This window comes from Gemmobacter nectariphilus DSM 15620, assembly GCF_000429765.1.
Lineage (GTDB): Bacteria > Pseudomonadota > Alphaproteobacteria > Rhodobacterales > Rhodobacteraceae > Wagnerdoeblera > Wagnerdoeblera nectariphila.
On sequence record NZ_AUCM01000005.1, the window covers coordinates 253,386 to 269,182 of the forward strand.

Annotated in this window: 14 protein-coding genes; 7 read left to right on the forward strand and 7 right to left on the reverse strand. The window is 67.9% G+C overall.

Features of this window, described 5'->3' with window-relative positions:
• Positions 1-33: 33 nt before the first annotated feature.
• From G481_RS0106265 to G481_RS0106280, 4 genes are read right to left on the reverse strand one after another with little or no spacing between them, the layout of a single operon-like run.
• Positions 34-2,103 (reverse strand): membrane protein, encoded by a 2,070-nt coding sequence (locus G481_RS0106265; protein ID WP_028029265.1) that lies wholly within the window; start codon positions 2,101-2,103, stop codon positions 34-36.
• Entirely contained in the window at positions 2,100-4,853 is a 2,754-nt protein-coding gene (locus tag G481_RS0106270; RefSeq protein WP_028029266.1) for a DUF4159 domain-containing protein, read from the reverse strand. The genes G481_RS0106265 and G481_RS0106270 overlap by 4 nt, the downstream gene beginning before the upstream one ends.
• Positions 4,853-5,722, reverse strand: a complete 870-nt coding sequence (locus tag G481_RS0106275) for a DUF58 domain-containing protein (protein WP_028029267.1) — start codon at positions 5,720-5,722, stop codon at positions 4,853-4,855. Before G481_RS0106275 ends, G481_RS0106270 begins: the two co-directional genes overlap by 1 nt.
• A complete protein-coding gene (locus G481_RS0106280; protein WP_028029268.1) occupies positions 5,719-6,720 on the reverse strand; it encodes an AAA family ATPase in 1,002 nt (333 codons plus the stop codon). Before G481_RS0106280 ends, G481_RS0106275 begins: the two co-directional genes overlap by 4 nt.
• 70 nt (positions 6,721-6,790) lie before the next feature.
• On the opposite strand from G481_RS0106280, the gene G481_RS0106285 reads away from it, so the two are divergent.
• Both G481_RS0106285 and G481_RS0106290 read left to right on the forward strand, forming a co-directional pair.
• Positions 6,791-7,378, forward strand: coding sequence for a DUF1285 domain-containing protein (locus G481_RS0106285; RefSeq protein WP_028029269.1), 588 nt, complete (start codon positions 6,791-6,793; stop codon positions 7,376-7,378).
• A 299-nt stretch (positions 7,379-7,677) separates the two neighbouring features.
• Complete coding sequence (locus G481_RS0106290; protein WP_028029270.1) at positions 7,678-7,905, forward strand: DUF2798 domain-containing protein; 228 nt, start codon at positions 7,678-7,680, stop codon at positions 7,903-7,905.
• A 4-nt stretch (positions 7,906-7,909) separates the two neighbouring features.
• Here the strand turns inward: G481_RS0106290 and G481_RS25020 are convergent, their stop codons facing one another.
• From G481_RS25020 to G481_RS0106305, 3 genes are all read right to left on the reverse strand, one after another.
• Positions 7,910-8,302, reverse strand: a complete 393-nt coding sequence (locus G481_RS25020) for a cupredoxin domain-containing protein (protein WP_051294338.1) — start codon at positions 8,300-8,302, stop codon at positions 7,910-7,912.
• Between the two features lie 67 nt (positions 8,303-8,369).
• Positions 8,370-9,023 (reverse strand): YggS family pyridoxal phosphate-dependent enzyme, encoded by a 654-nt coding sequence (locus tag G481_RS0106300; RefSeq protein ID WP_028029272.1) that lies wholly within the window; start codon positions 9,021-9,023, stop codon positions 8,370-8,372.
• Between the two features lie 81 nt (positions 9,024-9,104).
• Positions 9,105-10,061, reverse strand: a complete 957-nt coding sequence (locus G481_RS0106305; RefSeq protein WP_028029273.1) for a porin — start codon at positions 10,059-10,061, stop codon at positions 9,105-9,107.
• A gap of 272 nt (positions 10,062-10,333) precedes the next feature.
• Here G481_RS0106305 and G481_RS0106310 point away from each other — a divergent pair, with 272 nt between their 5' ends.
• The 5 genes from G481_RS0106310 (at position 10,334) to G481_RS0106330 (ending at position 15,688) form a co-directional block, all read left to right on the forward strand.
• Entirely contained in the window at positions 10,334-10,900 is a 567-nt protein-coding gene (locus tag G481_RS0106310) for a DUF3576 domain-containing protein (protein WP_028029274.1), read from the forward strand.
• Between the two features lie 82 nt (positions 10,901-10,982).
• A complete protein-coding gene (gene leuS, locus G481_RS0106315) occupies positions 10,983-13,538 on the forward strand; it encodes a leucine--tRNA ligase (RefSeq protein ID WP_028029275.1) in 2,556 nt (851 codons plus the stop codon).
• On the forward strand, positions 13,525-14,010 hold the full coding sequence (lptE, locus tag G481_RS0106320) for an LPS assembly lipoprotein LptE (RefSeq protein ID WP_028029276.1): 486 nt from the start codon (positions 13,525-13,527) through the stop codon (positions 14,008-14,010). The genes leuS and lptE overlap by 14 nt, the downstream gene beginning before the upstream one ends.
• The gene (locus G481_RS0106325; protein ID WP_028029277.1) at positions 14,007-15,035 is read left to right on the forward strand and encodes a DNA polymerase III subunit delta; all 1,029 of its coding nucleotides are present in this window, start codon (positions 14,007-14,009) and stop codon (positions 15,033-15,035) included. The genes lptE and G481_RS0106325 overlap by 4 nt, the downstream gene beginning before the upstream one ends.
• Before the next feature lie 65 nt (positions 15,036-15,100).
• Entirely contained in the window at positions 15,101-15,688 is a 588-nt protein-coding gene (locus tag G481_RS0106330; protein ID WP_028029278.1) for a glutathione S-transferase family protein, read from the forward strand.
• Positions 15,689-15,797 lie beyond the last annotated feature (109 nt).

Sequence of the window (15,797 nt, forward strand, 5' to 3'; positions counted from 1 at the left end):
GAAACCCCGTGGATATTTGGGGACAGATGAAGGTCAGGCCTTGCGCGGGGGCTGGCGGCCTTCCCACAGCCAGGCGGCCAGGGCAAGGCCGGCCGCCAGCAAGAGGAACGCCCAGGGCGGCAGCAGGGGGCGGATGCGGATGTCGAGGGTCAGGAACGCCTCGCGCGGGGTGATGCCCAGCCAGCCGCGGCCGGCGGCGATGCGCCCCTCGGCCACGCGGCGGATATCGGGCACACCGTCCGACAGGCGCTGCGCGCCGCCACCCGTGGCGGACAGCACCGGCTGCATCGGATCGGGCGAGGCGATGGTCTGCTCGAACTCGCGCGGGGCGGCGGGACCAAGGGCGGCGACCGCCGTCTTGTCGCCCTGCGACAGGCGATAGAGGCCCATGCCCGGCGCATCCCAGCTGCCTTGCCACAGGCCGGGCCGGGTTTCCTGCAAGGCAAGGCCGGTTTCCGTGCCATCGGGTGCAGTGATCGTGACCTCTCCGGGTGCATCGCCCAAGGTGCGACGGGTCACGGTCAGTTCCAGCCCCTGCCCGTCGGCGGTCAGGGTTTCTTCCTCGAGTTCGGGCTCCTTCATGGTCCAGTGCGCCAGGCGGCGCAGCAGTTCCAGCTGCGGGCCACCGCCTTCGAACCCGCGGCCCCAAAGCCAGATGTGATCCGAGGCCAGCATGGCAACGCGCCCTTCGCCTTCGCGGTCCAGGACCAGAAGCGGGCGGGCGCCGATCCCTTCCATCACCACCTGACCGCGGGTGGCCGTCATGTCGATCTGGCGGAACCAGCGGCCCCAGCCGCCTTCGGGGGCCTGTGCGTCCAGCCCTTCGGTCACCGGATGCTTGCGGCCAAGATCGGTCAGGGCGGGGCGGAAGCCTTCTTCAAGGACGCGGCTGCTGGGTTCCACCGGCAGGATGTCCGCCAGCGGCGAGCGCCACAGGCTGTCGGCCGAGCCGAATTCCGGCCCCGCCGCGATCAGCACCGCGCCGCCCTTGCGGACGTAATCGCGCACGCTTTCCAGATAGGACATCGGCAGGATGCCCCGGCGGCGATAGCGGTCGAAGATGATCAGGTCGAATTCGTCCACCTTGTCGACGAACAGCTCGCGCGTGGGAAAGGCGATCAGCGACAGTTCGGTCACCGGCACGCCATCCTGCTTTTCGGGAGGGCGCAGGATGGTGAAATGCACCAGATCGACCGAGGCATCCGATTTGAGCAGGTTGCGCCAGACCCGTTCCCCGGCATGGGGCTCGCCCGAGACCAGCAGCACGCGCAGCCGGTCGCGCACCCCGTTGATGCGCAGAACCGCGGTATTGTTGACAGCTGTCAACTCGCCTGTCTGGGGGGCCACAGACAGTTGCAGCACGTTGATCCCGCCATGCGGCAGATTGACCGGCAGCTCCAGATCCTCGCCCACCGGCACGGCGAAATGCATCGGCGCCTCGGCCCCGATGGTCACGGTCAGATCGGCAACACCGGCCAGCTCGGGCGGCACCGCGCCCTGATCCTCGATCCGCAGGATCAGCGAGACCGGCTCTCCCATGATGGCGAAGGCGGGGGCGGTCTTGACCACAAGGCGGCGGTCCCAGTCGGTCGGCTGGCCGGTCAGCAGCACATGCAGCGGGGCGGGCAGATCGGGGGCCTGCGCGGCATCGTGGACCTGGCCGTCAGAGATCAGGAAGGCCCCGGCAAGGCGCGCGCGGGGCACATCGGCCAGCGCCTCGGCCAGACGCGCCATGGCCAGCGTGCCGCCATCGCCCTCGGCATCGGGCACGCGAACGACGCGCGCCTCGGTCGCGGGCAGGCGGGCGATGCGGGACAAGAGGCCCTGCAAGGCCGCCTCGGTCTGGGCAGGGCGGTCCGCGATGCGCTGGCTGGCGCTGTCGTCCACCACCACGACCACGATGTCCGAGAGCGGCGTGCGATCCTCTTGCTGCCACGAAGGGTTGGCAAGCGCCGCCAGCACCGCCACCGCCGCCAGCGCGCGCAGCAGCGCGCCCGTCATCCGTTGCCACAAAGCCAGCACCAGCAGCAGCGCGGCAAGCCCCGCCAGCGCCCAGATCACCGGCCAGGACAGCAGCGGATCGAACACCACGGCGCCGGTCATTGGCCCAGCCTTTCCAGAAGCGCAGGCACATGGACCTGATCGGATTTGTAGTTGCCGGTCAGCACATGCATGATCAGGTTGACACCGAACCGCCAGGCGTATTCGCGCTGGCGTTCCCCGGCAAAGCCGCGGCCCACCGGAAACATCGGCACGCCCCGGTCATCCACCGCCCAGGCCGAGGCCCAGTCATTGCCGCCGATCACCACCGGGGTCACCCCATCATTCAGGTTGCGAAACGGCATGCCTTCGGCCTGTTCGGCATCGGGGGGCGCGGCCTCGACCCAGACGGGGCGGCCGACGTGGCGGCCGGGGAAATCCTGCAACAGGTAAAAGGTGCGGGTCAGGACATGATCGGCGGGCACGGGTTCCAGCGGCGGGATGTCCAGGGGCGCGGCCAGCATCTGCAGCTTGCGCCCCTCGGGCGTGGCGCTGCCATAACCGGCCACGTCGGCATCGCGGGTGTCGAACAGGATCATGCCGCCACTGCGCAGATACTGGTTCAGCTTGCGATAGGCCGCAGGCGAGGGCATCGGCTGATCCGCCGTCACCGGCCAATACAGAAAGGGGAAGAACGCCAGCTCGTCGGTTTCGAGGTTCACGCCCATAGGCTCGGCGGGTTCGATGGTGGTGCGACCATAGAGGATGTCGCCCAGGCCCTTGAGCCCCGCCTGCGCCACCTGATCAATCCGGGCATCGCCCGTGATGACATGGGCCAGCACCACATCCACCGTGGCGCGCAGCGCAAGGGCATCATCGGCGCGGGCCTGCGGCGCGGCCAGCATCAGCACCGCCAGCATCGCCACCACCCCGCGCCGCAACCGGCCAGTCAGCGCAAGAGTTGCCAGAATGTCAGCCATCAGCACCAGCAGGGCTGCGGCCAGCAGCGCGCCTTTGAGGCTGCGTTCATGGGCAAGGGCGATCCCCTCGACCGGAATGCGGGCAGGCCAGACGCTGGGGCCCAGCAGGCGGTCAGGGCCGATCACGTTCAGCGCGATGCGCCGGTCGCCATCGGCGTAAAGCCCGGGGGGAAGCCGGGGGGACGTCTCGCCGGTTTGCAGCGCAGCGCCAAGGGTTGCCCCTTCAACCGCCGCCAGACGGCCGCCATCGCCCAACCGGCCAAAGGCATCCAGCAGCTGCGCCGCCTGCCAGACCGTGCCATCCAGATCGGCAGCGCCCGGTTGCGCAGTGCGGGCGGAAACCGCCAGCCGCTCCAGCATCTGCACGAACAGACCCGACAGCGGCAGGCTGGACCATTCGGCATTTGCGGTGACGTGGAACAGCACCACCTGCCCCTCGCCCACCGGCTTGCGCGTGACAAGGGGGGTGCCATCGGCCAGCGTGGCAATGGTGCGCTCGCCCAGGTCGGGATCGGGCTGGGCCAGAACCTGCGCCTTGACCGTCACCTCTTCGGGCACCGGCAGGCCAAAGAACGGCGAGCCTTCGGCAAAGGGCGCAAGGCGGCGCGGCTCGCCCCAGCTCATGGCGCCGCCGACGGTGCGGCCGCCTTCGCGCAGGCGCACGGGCAGCAGCGGGTCATCCTCGGCCCGGCCCAGATCGCTGGCAGCAAGGCGGGGGCCGGCAAAGCGCAACAGCAGCCCGCCCTTGGCCAGCCAGTCTGCCACCCGCTCTTCCTCGTCCACGGTCAGGCGGGCGACATCGGCCAGAACCACCACATCGGGGCTGGCCAGCAGCACATCGGTCAGCGTGCCGTCGATCAGGTCGGCCACCGGGGCCAGCGCCTGACGCAGGTAATGCGTGGGGGACAGCAGTTGCAGCCCCTCGCGGTCCTCGCGGCCCGAGAGCAGCGCAACCTTGCGCCGGCGCAGGCTGTCATCGGCCAGCGCGACAGCCCCGGCGCTGCGAATGCCCTCCAGCTCGAACCGGGTCACACGGTTGCGAATTTCGGGGGGCAGGTCAAAGGTGACGGTGGTTTCGGTATCGCCAGCGGCAAAACTTACCGGCGCGCGGGCCAGTTCGCGTTCGGTGCCCGAGGGGTCGGGGCCAATGGCCAGAACATTTGTGTCCGCCAACGCCCCTGCCCCGGCGCGGCGCGCGGTGATCTGCAAGGTGCCGTCCTGATGCGCGGGGGCCGTCAGCCCCAGCACCGGGCGCCCGGTTTCGAACACCCGGACCGGCCCGCGCGACTCCAGCGCCGCCAGAACCCCCGCACGGGATGGGCGGTCCAGGCCATCCGAGATCCACAGGGTTTCGAACCCGCCGGTCAGACCTTGTGCCCAGGTCACGGCGGCCGCGCCCGGCTCCCACGCAGTCGGCGTGACCGAGGGCAGACGCTGGCGCACCTCGGCCGCCGCCTGAAAGGCCAGCGGCCCGGCTGGCGGATCGGCCAGCAGCCCAACCGCGACGGGGCGGCCCTGCCGGCCGGCATCTTCGAGCGCGGCGGCGATTCGTTCGGCCCGGCGCGGCCAGTCGCGGGCGTCGGCCCAGCTGCCATCCAGCAGCACCAGCAAGGGGCCGCTGCCGGGCTGGCGCTGCACCGGGTTCAGGACCGGCCCGGCAAAGGCCAGGATCAGCCCGGCCATCGCCGCCATGCGCAGCAGCAGCAGCCACCACGGCGTGCGGTCGGTTTCGGCGTCGTCATCGCGCAGGCCCAGCAGCAGCGCCACACCGGGAAACCGCCGCCGCACCGGCGCGGGGGGCACGGCGCGCAGCAGCCACCACAGCACCGGCAACGCAGCCAGTGCCCACAGGATCAACGGGGCCGTGAACCCGATTGGACCGATCACCCACATCAGCGCCGACGCTCCATCGCGCGGTAAAGCCACAGCAGCGCAGCCTGAGCGCCCTGCCCGGTATGATGGCAGTCATACTGCCAGCCCGCCACGCGGGCGAGGGCCTGCACCTGTTCCTTGCGTTCTGCCAGACGGTCCAGATAGCGCTGGCGCAATTCGCCGGCGCGCAGGGTTTCATGGCGCAAACTGCCGCCCATGGATTCAAAGATCGTGCGGCCGTCAAAGGGAAATTCCTCTTCGGCCGGGTCCAGCACCTGAACCAGCGCGCCGGTGACGCCGCTGTCAGCCGCGCGGCCAAGGGCGATTTCCAGCGGCGCCAGATCGCCCAGGAAATCCGACAGGAACACGGCGCGGCCATGCGGCACCAGCCCTTCGGGCCTGGGCGCACCATAATCGGCAGCCTCGTCCAGCAGGCCTTCGGCAATGCGGTCGATCTGGGCGCGGCCCGAGCGGGGCGGAACATCCCCGCCCGACAGGCCCACCCGTTCACCCCCGCGCAAGAGCAAGATGGCCAGCGCCATCGCGATCAGACGCGCGCGGTCGGATTTCGGCGGGCGGGCCTTGGCCCCCGAGAAGCCCATCGAGCGAGCCCCGTCGACCCACAGGACGACCGACTGCGCCGCCTGCCATTCGGTTTCGCGCACATAGGGCACATCGCCCCGCGCCGACCGGCGCCAGTCGATGCGGCGCAGCGAATCGCCCGCCATCGCGGGGCGGAACTGCCAGAAGGCATCGCCCATGCCCGACTGCCGCCGACCATGTTCCCCCAGAATGATCGTCGCGGCCAGATGCTGCGCCTGAGCCAGCAGGGGCGGCAGCGTCGCTCCAAGCGTCTCGGCCAGGCCGCGCAGGGGGGGCAGCGTGGTCACGCTGCAGCCTCGGTCTGCAGGATCCGGGCGGTCACACGGGCGATCAGCGCGGGCAGATCCTCGCCCCGCTGGCGGGCGGCAAAGGTCAGCGCCATGCGGTGGACCAGCACGGGCTGCGCCATGGCCGCCACATCCTCGACGCTGGGGGCCAGCCGGCCATCCAGCAGCGCGCGGGCCCGCACCATCAGCATCAGCGCCTGCGCCGCGCGGGGGCCGGGGCCCCAGGCCAGGCTGCCGGCCAGATCCTTCAGGCCATCAGGCTCGGCCGGGCGGCAGGCGCGCACAAGGTTGAGGATATGTTCCACCACCTGATCGCCGACCGGCATGCGCCGCAGCACCGATTGCGCGGCCAGCAGGGTGTCGGTGGTAAAGACCTGTTCGGACTGCGCCTCTTCGGCGCCGGTGGTGGCCAGCAGCACGGCGCGTTCCGTTTCGCGGTCCGGGTAGGGCACGTCGATCTGGACAAGGAAGCGGTCCAGCTGCGCCTCGGGCAGCGGATAGGTGCCTTCCTGCTCGATGGGGTTCTGGGTGGCCAGCACATGGAACGGGCGGCCCAGCGGGCGGTGGATGCCGCCGACCGTGACCTCTTTTTCCTGCATCGCCTGAAGCAGCGCCGACTGGGTGCGGGGGCTGGCGCGGTTGATCTCGTCCGCCATCAGAAGCTGACAAAACACCGGCCCCTCGATGAAGCGGAAGGCGCGGCTGCCATCGGCGGCGGTGTCCAGCACCTCGGATCCCAGGATGTCGGCGGGCATCAGGTCGGGGGTGAACTGGATGCGGCTGCCCTTGAGGCCCATGACGGTCGACAGCGTGTCGACCAGCCGCGTCTTGCCAAGGCCCGGCAGACCCACCAGCAGCGCATGGCCGCCGCAGAGCATGGAGCCCAGCACCAGATCGACCACCTGCCCCTGCCCCAGAAAGCGCCGGTTGATCGAAGCGCGGGCCGCTGCAAGCCGTTCCCCAAGTGCCTCGATCTCTGCAACCAGCGTGTCGGCCATGACAAATCCCCTGAATGTCCTATATGCAGGAAAGCAAACTAATGCCTCGGGCACAAATGGCAAAAGAGTGATGGCACACAAACCGCAACCCGCCACCGCCGATACGCTGGCCGCAGCCGCCAAGGCGGCCGGGCGCAAGGGGCCGCCCCCTGTGCACCTGTGGAACCCGCCGTTTTGCGGCGATCTGGACATGCGGATCGCCCGGGACGGGACCTGGTTCTATCTGGGCAGCCCGATCGGGCGCCATGCGCTGGTCAAGCTGTTCTCGGGGATCCTCAAGCTGGAGGATGGCAAGTATTTCCTGGTGACGCCGGTCGAGAAGGTCGGGATCACGGTTGAAGATGCACCCTTTGTCGCGGTGGACTTTTCAGTGACCGGCAAGGGGCAGGATCAGGCGATCACCTTTGTGACCCATGTCGAGGATGAGGTGACAGCCGGGCCCGACCATCCGATCCGGGTGGAACGTGATGCGGCAACCGGCGAGCCGTCGCCCTATGTCATGGTGCGGCGGGGCCTGGAGGCCCGGATCGACCGCAAGAGTTTCTATCGACTGATCGAGATTGGCGACCATGCGCTGCACGAGGGCGCGCGATGGTTCGGGCTATGGTCGGGCGGGGCGTTCTTTCCGCTGATCCCCTCGGCCGAGTTGGACGGCTGAGGGTGCGCTCCCGCAGGGCGGCGGCCGCGCAAGCGCGGCCCCTTCCCTTGGGCCGGGCCGCGCGTTCCGCGCGGCTGCCTCCGGCGGGGGTGTTTTGAAAAAGGCAAAGCCGGGGTTTGCTGACGTGCGGGGTCGAGGGCGGGCATTGCGTCTTGGGCCGCCTGACCTGCGCGGGAATGACCTGACACGCGCCGTCTGGTGAGGGGCTGTCTGCGGTGCAGGTCTGCCTTGCGCGGGGCGGGATGGACAGGGCCATCCCCGGGGCCTAGGTCATGCGCGCGTCCGCATGGAGAGATCTGATGATTCCGAGCCGTTATGCCCATATCCTGTTCGGGTTCATCCTGTCCGGTCTGATGAGCCTGATGGTTTCCGGCATATCGACGGCGCTGGCATCCGGGCTGGATGCGGGCTTTCCGGGCCGCTGGATTGTCGGCGCGTGGTTGCCCAGCTGGACGGTGGCCTTTCCTGCCGTGCTGATCGTGGCCCCGATCACCCGACGGCTGGTCGGGGCGCTGACCCGGGCCTGAGCCGTCATTCGGGGTATTTGCGCTGCGCCTTGGCGCGGGCGAGAACCTTGCTGCCCTGCCGTGCCGTGGCCGTCCATTCGTAGGTGTGAACGCCATCGGGCGGGCAAGGGCTGGCATATTGGAACAGGCCGGGCGGCACCTTGCCATCGGCGGACATCTTCAGCTTGCCGCCGCCATGGTTGTAGGACGGCACGTTCAGATCGGTAAGGCGAAACTCGACGCTGTCGGTGCCCTTGGGCAGACCCTTGACCACAAAGGCCGGGTTGCCGACCCGATTCGGATTGCCCGTATTGCAGAGCTTCAGGCCGGACCAGTCAAAAGCGATGGTGAATTCCGCATGGGCGGCGCCCGTACCGATGGCGAAAAGAGTGGCTGCGGTGGCAAGGGTGATTTTCATGGCGAACTCCGAATCGTACGATTCAAGGCTTGCACATCGGGCGCCGGACTGACCAGCGCGCGGCGCCTCAGGCATAGACCCGGGCGCCGAAGATGGCCGAGCCGACCCGGACATGGGTGGCGCCGTGGGCGATTGCGGTCTCGAAATCGCTGCTCATGCCCATGGACAGGCCGGGCAACCCGTTGCGGGCCGCGATCTGTGCCAGCATGGCGAAATGCGGCGCGGGGTCGGCGTCTTCGGGCGGGATGCACATCAGGCCCTGCAGCGGCAGGTCCAGCGCCCGGCAGCTGGCGACAAAGGCATCGGCATCGGCGGGCAGGATGCCGGCCTTTTGCGGCTCGGCCCCGGTGTTGACCTGCACGAACAGCTCAGGCGCGGCGCCACGGGCCTGGATCAGGCGGGCGAGCTTGTCGGCCAGCGAGGGGCGGTCGACCGTGTGGATGGCATCGAACAGATCCAGCGCCTGCTTGGCCTTGTTGGTCTGCAAGGGGCCGATCATGTGGACGGAAACACCGGGGAACTGCGCGCGCAGCGCGGGCCATTTGCGGGCGGTTTCCTGCACATAATTCTCGCCAAAGACGCGATGACCGGCGGCGAGCACGGCCTGAACCCGGTCCAGCGGCTGCACCTTGGAAACCGCGATCAGCGTGACCGATCCGGCAGCGCGGCCATGCGCAGCCTCGGCGGCGCGGATGCGGGCGGTGATATCGTCAAGTGCCATGACCCCTCCTGCAAGGCAGTGCCAGAAAAGGAGAAGAGCGGGCTTTCGCCCGCTCTTTCCTGTCAACCGATCCGGGTAGGATCAGAAGTTGAACGCGACGCCGACGTCAGCGCGGGTGTCTTTGCGGGTGGTCCGCTCGATGCCGCCGACGATGCGAGCACCGCCGCCCATGTCGTACGAAGCGCCGATGCCGTACGAGGTTTTCGAGCCAGTGGCGACCGGCAGGACGTTCTGGGTAGCAACGTAGCCCGACAGGGTGGTCGCGCCCATGGTGTACGAGCCGTTGATGGCGTACTTGGTGACTTTGCCACCAACGCCTTTCGGGCCTTTGCCGTTCTGAGCAACGCCGAAGCCGACGCCGAAGTCACCGATTTTGCCCGAAGCGGTCAGGACGACTTTGTCCTGCACGTTACGAGCGGTGTCGGCATCCTGAACGCCCAGAGCAACGGTCCAGCCCGAGAAGGTGTAGGCACCGTAAGCGGCCAGACGCTTGGTCGCAGCAACGCCACCGTTCAGCTTCGACGACGAGTACGACACGTGGCCGGCGAAGTCGCCCATCGAGTAGATGACTTCGATGCCTTCGGCGCCGATGCCGCGCGAGTCGTACGCATCCCAGTCGAAGTAGTTCGAGTTGTGGGCAGCGCCAGCGCGGTCGATGTTGGTCACCAGACCCGACCAGCCGAGACCGGTCAGACCGACCGACGGGCCGTACAGGTTCGGCATCGATTCGATGGCGCCCAGGATGTTGCCGACGGCAACGGTCAGGCCGCCCGAACGAGCGTAGACGCGGGCGCCGTTGACGGCCGAGCCAGCGACTTCGTCCGAACGCAGACGAACGCGAGCGCCGAAGGTCACGCCGTTGTCAGCAGTGGTCGAACCATCGATGTTCAGCGTCATACGCTTTTCCAGCGAGGTCTTGGTGGCGTTGGCGCCGTTGTACTGCAGACCGAAGCGAGCCGAGCCGCTGACTTTCACGTCAGCAGCGGCGATGCCGGCCGACAGGGTGAGCGCGGTGGTCGCGATCAGAACCTTTTTCATCGTTTTCCCTCGTTGTGTCAAAGGTGCGCCCAACTCAGGGGAATCCGAATTGGGTATGCCCCCTTGTTTCGTTCCAGCCGCCCCGGATTGCAACGTAAAGGCGCGAATTGGCAAAACGCGCCCTTCAGCATGGTGCAGACATGCCACACTGGCACCATCCCGCCGGGCTTGCCCTGGCGCCGCGCACCTGCCCGGCAGGCCTGCACGCACAAGGACTTGCCGGGCGCGACCCCCTCGGATAGAGAGGTTCGCATCGGATCGGAGGCCCAAGCATGACTATCCAGAGCCGCATTCGCCTGGTGATTTCCGGCGCCCTTATTCTGGCAGTGGCCGGATGCGGCGGCGCAGGTGGCGGTCTGTTCGGCGGCAGCCGTGCGCCTGCCGCGCCCATGTCCGAGGACGAACAGATCCGGCTCGAGAATCTGAACGATCCCATTTCGCGCGAGGACCGCGGCGAGCGGGCCCGCGGCTTTACCCCGCTGACCGAGCGTCGGGGCGTGCTGGGCGATCTGTTCCGCGCCCGCCGCGAAAGCGATGTGGGCACGAACGTCAACCGCTATCTGTGGAATGCCTCGCTGGACGCGCTGTCGTTCCTGCCGGTGGAAACGGTCGATCCGTTCACCGGCGTGATCTCGACCGGATACGGCACCCCGCCCGGCGGCGGGCGCGCCTATCGCGCGACGATCTATGTCTCGGACCCGGCGCTGGATGCCCGCTCGCTCAAGGTTGCGCTGCAAACGCGCGGCGGCGGGCCGGTGTCGCCGGCAATCGTGCGCCAGGTCGAAGATGCCATCCTGACCCGCGCCCGCGAGCTTCGGGTCCGCGATTCGCGGCTGTAACCCGGCACTGGCATTCGCCGCGATGAACGATATAACCACGCCGGGCCCCTGTGCCCGGCGTTTTCACTGACAGGAATCCCGCATGTCCCGCTACACGCCCTCTGACATCGAAGCCAAATGGCAGGCCGCCTGGGACGAGGCCGGGGCCTTCACGGCCAAGGCGGACCCCGCGAAGCCGAAATATTATGTGCTCGAGATGTTCCCCTATCCGTCGGGGCGCATCCACATGGGGCATGTGCGCAACTATACCATGGGCGATGTGGTCGCCCGCACCAAGCTGGCGCAGGGCTATTCGGTGCTGCACCCGATGGGCTGGGACGCCTTCGGGATGCCGGCGGAAAACGCCGCGATGGAACAGGGCGGACATCCGGGCACCTGGACCTATAACAACATCGCGGTGATGAAGGGGCAGATGAAGCCCCTGGGCCTGTCGATCGACTGGAGCCGCGAATTCGCCACCTGCGATCCGGAATATTACGGCCAGCAACAGGCCATGTTCCTCGACATGCTGGAGGCCGGGCTGGTCTATCGCAAGGCCGCCGTGGTCAACTGGGATCCGGTCGACATGACCGTTCTGGCCAACGAGCAGGTGATCGACGGCAAGGGCTGGCGGTCCGGCGCCCCGGTCGAACGGCGCGAGCTGGTGCAGTGGTTCTTCAAGATCTCGGACTATTCCGAGGAACTGCTCTCGGCGCTGGACGGGCTGACCCACTGGCCGGAAAAGGTGCGCCTGATGCAGGCGAACTGGATCGGCAAGTCGCAGGGCCTGCAATTCGCCTTTGACACCGTGAACGCCCCCGAGGGCTTCGAGCGGATCGAGGTTTATACCACCCGCCCCGACACCCTGCTGGGCGCCAGCTTTGCCGCCATCGCCGCCGATCACCCGCTGGCCAAGGCGCTGGAATCGCAAAGCCCTGAAATCGCTGGCTTCATCGCCGAATGCCGCAAGGGCGGCACCACCGCCGAGGAAATCGAGACGGCGGAGAAGATCGGCTTTGACACCGGCATCCGGGTGCGCCACCCGCTGAACCCCGATTGGGAACTGCCGGTCTGGATCGCGAACTTCATCCTGATGGATTACGGCACCGGCGCAATCTTCGGCTGCCCGGCGCATGATGCGCGCGACTTTGAATTCGCCACGAAATACGGCCTGCCGATTCCCCCGGTCTTTGTGGCCGAAGGCGCCGAGGAAGCCCCGCTGACCGAGCCCTTCGTCCCCATGAAGTCCGAGCGCGTGCGCTATGTGCGCAACGTGGCAGGCGACGCGGTCAAGACGGGCGAGCAGGGCATTCTGGACGCCATCGCGCTGGCCGAGGACAAGGGTTTCGGCAAGGGCGTGACCAAGTTCCGCCTGCGCGACTGGGGCCTGTCGCGGCAACGCTACTGGGGCTGCCCGATTCCGGTCGTGCATTGCACCGATTGCGGCGTGGTGCCCGAGCGCAAGGAAAACCTGCCGGTCCGCCTGCCCGACGATGTGACCTTCGATCTGCCTGGCAACCCGCTGGACCGTCACCCGACCTGGCGCGATTGTGCCTGCCCCGCCTGCGGCAAGCCTGCCAAGCGCGAGACGGACACGATGGATACCTTCGTCGATTCGTCCTGGTATTATGCCCGCTTCACCGCGCCGCGCGCCACCACGCCGACCGATCCGGCCGAAGTCGATTACTGGATGAACGTCGATCAGTATATCGGCGGCATCGAACATGCGATTCTGCACCTGCTGTATTCGCGCTTCTTCGCCCGGGCGATGCATAAGACCGGCCATCTGCCCGCCAAGGCGATCGAGCCGTTCAACGCCCTGTTCACCCAAGGCATGGTCACGCACGAGATTTATCTGACCCGCGATGCCAACGGCCGGCCCGTGTATCACCTGCCGGAGGACGTGATCCGTTCCGAATCCGGTGCGACGCTGCAAGACGGCACGGCGGTCGAGATCATCCCCTCGGCCAAGATGTCGAAATCCAAGAAGAACGTCGTCGATCCGATGAACATCATCGCGGAATATGGCGCTGATACCGCGCGCTGGTTCGTGATGTCGGACTCGCCCCCGGAGCGCGACGTGGAATGGACCGCCGCGGGCGCCGACGCCACCTTCAAGCATCTGAACCGGGTATGGAACCTGTGCTCGCGCGTGCTGGAAATGGACGCTGCCGCAACCGGCGACGACGATGGCCTGCGCCGTGCCATGCACAAGACCATCGACGAGGTGACGCGCAGCATCGAAGGCTTTGCCTTCAACAAGGCCATCGCGGCGCTTTACGCCTTTACCAACACCGTGCAAAAGGCCGAAGCGTCGAAACCCGCGATGCAGGACGCCATGCGCGTGCTGGCGAAACTGATGTCGCCGATGACGCCGCATATCTCCGAATCGATCTGGGCGGCCCAGGGCGGCGAAGGTCTGTGCGCGCTCGCGCCCTGGCCTGCGGCCGATCCGGCGCTTCTGGTCGACGATACGGTCGTCCTGCCGGTGCAGATCAACGGCAAACGGCGCGCGGAAATCAGCGTGCCCAAGGATATGCCCGCCGCCGAGGTTGAAAAGATCGCGCTGGCGAATGAAGATGTGATCCGTTTCATGGCCGGTCAGCCCATCAAGAAGCTGATCGTCGTTCCGGGGCGCATCGTCAATGTCGTGGTCTGACCGCCGCAAAGTTCTGGCCTTGCTGGCCGCCACACCGCTGGCGGCCTGCGGGTTTTCCCCCGCCTATGCGCCGGGCGGGGCAGCCCATGCGCTGCGCGAGGCCGTGGCGCTGACCGAACCCAAGGACCGCAACGGATTCGATTTCGCCAACCGGCTCGAGGATCGGCTGGGCCGCGCCTCGGCCGCGCGGTTCCGGCTGGACTGGTCCGTAGCGGCAGAGCCGGTCGGCGCCGGCATCACGCCGACCGGCGCGATCACGCGCTATACGCTGAAAGGCCAGGCCCGCTATGCGCTGGTGCGGCTGGACGGCGGACAGACCGTCACCTCGGGCAGGGTTGACAGCTTTACCAGCTGGTCCACCTCGGGCTCGACCGTCGCCACCCTGTCGGCAGAGCAGGATGCGCACCGCAGGCTGATGATCATTCTGGCCGATCAGGTGGTTGCCCGGCTGATCGCCGCCGCCCCGCAATGAAGCTGGCGGGGGCCGAGGCGAACAGGTTTCTGGCGAAACCTGCGCCGCAAGCGTCCGGGTTCCTGATCTATGGCGCCGATCCGATGCGGGTCGCCATGAAGCGGCAACAGGCGGTTGCCGCCATCGTGGGCCCGCAGGGCGAGGCGGAAATGCGCCTGACCCGGATTTCAGCTGCCGATCTGCGCCGCGATCCGGCGCTGCTGATGGATGCGGTCAAGGCGCAGGGGTTCTTTCCCGGCCCTCGTGTCGCGCTGGTCGAAGACGTCGGCGACGGGCTGGCCCCGGTGATCGGCGCGGCGCTGGCCGACTGGCGGGCTGGCGATGCACAGATCATCGTCACCGCCGGGCTGCTGGCTGCGAAATCGGCGCTGCGCAAGCTGTTCGAAACGCATCCGAACGCCCCGGCCATTGCCCTTTACGACGACCCGCCCAGCCAGTCCGAGATCGAGGACGAATTGCGCCGCGCGGGGCTGGCCGCCATTGACCCCGGTGCGATGAAGGATCTGGTGGCGCTGTCGCGCGATCTCGACCCGGGCGATTTCCGCCAGACGGTGGAAAAGATCGGGCTTTACAAATGGGGCGATCCGTCCCCGCTGACCGGGGAAGAGGTCGCCGCCTGCGCCCCCGCCACGGTCGAGGCCGAGGTGGACGACGTGCTGCACGCCACTGCCGAGGGGCGGCGCCGCGATGTCGGCGCGCTGATGCGGCGGCTGGAAGGTCAGGGGGTGACGCCCGTCACCCTGGCCATCCGCGCGCTTCAGCATTTCCGCGCATTGCACGCGGCCGCCTCGGACCCAGGCGGCCCGGCGGCCGGCATCGCGCGGATGCGCCCGCCCGTGTTCGGGCCGCGGCGCGACCGGATGCTGCGCCAGGCCCAAGGCTTGGGCAGCGACCGACTGGAGCAGGCGCTTGCGCTGATCGTGGAAACCGACCTGACCCTGCGGTCGACCAGCAAGGCCCCCGGGATGGCGCTGGTGGAACGGATGTTGCTGCGGCTGGCCGGCCTTGCGGATGCGCGGCGCTGACGCAACGTGCGGCTTGCCTGCGGCCTTGACCTGACGTCAGATGCGCCAACCAAGGGAGGGACGTCATGTACAAGGTCATCGGAACCGCAAAGAGCCGCGCTGCACGGGTGCTGTGGATGCTGGAAGAGCTGGGTCAAGGCTACGACCACGACCCGGCAGGTCCGCGCAGCGATTCGGTCATCGCCCATAACCCGGCGGGCAAGGTGCCGGTGCTGTTGGTCGATGGCACGCCGATCACCGATTCGGCCGCGATCATGCAGTTCCTGGCCGACCGCCACGGCGCGCTGACCTATCCTGCCGGCACCATCGAGCGGGCACAGCAGGACAGCCTTTTGCATTTCCTGCTCGACGAATTCGATGCCGTGCTGTGGATGGCCGCGCGGCACAGCTTCATCCTGCCCGAGGACAAGCGCTGCCCCGAGGTGAAATCCTCGCTGAAATGGGAATTCGAGCGCAGCCAGAAGGCGCTGGTGGCCCGCATGGGGCCGGGGCCCTTCCTGATGGGCGACAAGATCACGGTGCCCGACATCTTGCTGGCGCATTGCCTGATCTGGGCGCAGGGCGCGAAATTCCCGATCACCGAACCCGCGCTCGAGGAATTCCTGACCCGGATGCGCGAGCGCCCGGCCTTTCAGCGCGCAATGGCGCGCTGACACGGGGAAGTCAGGGGCGGAACGATCGCTGGCGACAGACGTTTTGGAGGGCGGTCGGCAGGCTCGCCCCCCCGACAAGCAACGCGCGGCTGCGCCGCCCAGGCAATGC

What these genes read in the sequence shown, in the direction of transcription:
- G481_RS0106265 (WP_028029265.1), bottom strand. Translation starts at nt 2,103, where the DNA reads ATGACCGGCGCCGTGGTGTTCGATCCGCTGCTGTCCTGGCCGGTGATC.
- G481_RS0106270 (WP_028029266.1), bottom strand. Translation starts at nt 4,853, where the DNA reads ATGTGGGTGATCGGTCCAATCGGGTTCACGGCCCCGTTGATCCTGTGG.
- G481_RS0106280 (WP_028029268.1), bottom strand. Translation starts at nt 6,720, where the DNA reads ATGGCCGACACGCTGGTTGCAGAGATCGAGGCACTTGGGGAACGGCTT.
- G481_RS0106285 (WP_028029269.1), top strand. Translation starts at nt 6,791, where the DNA reads ATGGCACACAAACCGCAACCCGCCACCGCCGATACGCTGGCCGCAGCC.
- G481_RS0106290 (WP_028029270.1), top strand. Translation starts at nt 7,678, where the DNA reads ATGATTCCGAGCCGTTATGCCCATATCCTGTTCGGGTTCATCCTGTCC.
- G481_RS25020 (WP_051294338.1), bottom strand. Translation starts at nt 8,302, where the DNA reads ATGAAAATCACCCTTGCCACCGCAGCCACTCTTTTCGCCATCGGTACG.
- G481_RS0106300 (WP_028029272.1), bottom strand. Translation starts at nt 9,023, where the DNA reads ATGGCACTTGACGATATCACCGCCCGCATCCGCGCCGCCGAGGCTGCG.
- G481_RS0106305 (WP_028029273.1), bottom strand. Translation starts at nt 10,061, where the DNA reads ATGAAAAAGGTTCTGATCGCGACCACCGCGCTCACCCTGTCGGCCGGC.
- G481_RS0106310 (WP_028029274.1), top strand. Translation starts at nt 10,334, where the DNA reads ATGACTATCCAGAGCCGCATTCGCCTGGTGATTTCCGGCGCCCTTATT.
- leuS (WP_028029275.1), top strand. Translation starts at nt 10,983, where the DNA reads ATGTCCCGCTACACGCCCTCTGACATCGAAGCCAAATGGCAGGCCGCC.
- lptE (WP_028029276.1), top strand. Translation starts at nt 13,525, where the DNA reads ATGTCGTGGTCTGACCGCCGCAAAGTTCTGGCCTTGCTGGCCGCCACA.
- G481_RS0106325 (WP_028029277.1), top strand. Translation starts at nt 14,007, where the DNA reads ATGAAGCTGGCGGGGGCCGAGGCGAACAGGTTTCTGGCGAAACCTGCG.
- G481_RS0106330 (WP_028029278.1), top strand. Translation starts at nt 15,101, where the DNA reads ATGTACAAGGTCATCGGAACCGCAAAGAGCCGCGCTGCACGGGTGCTG.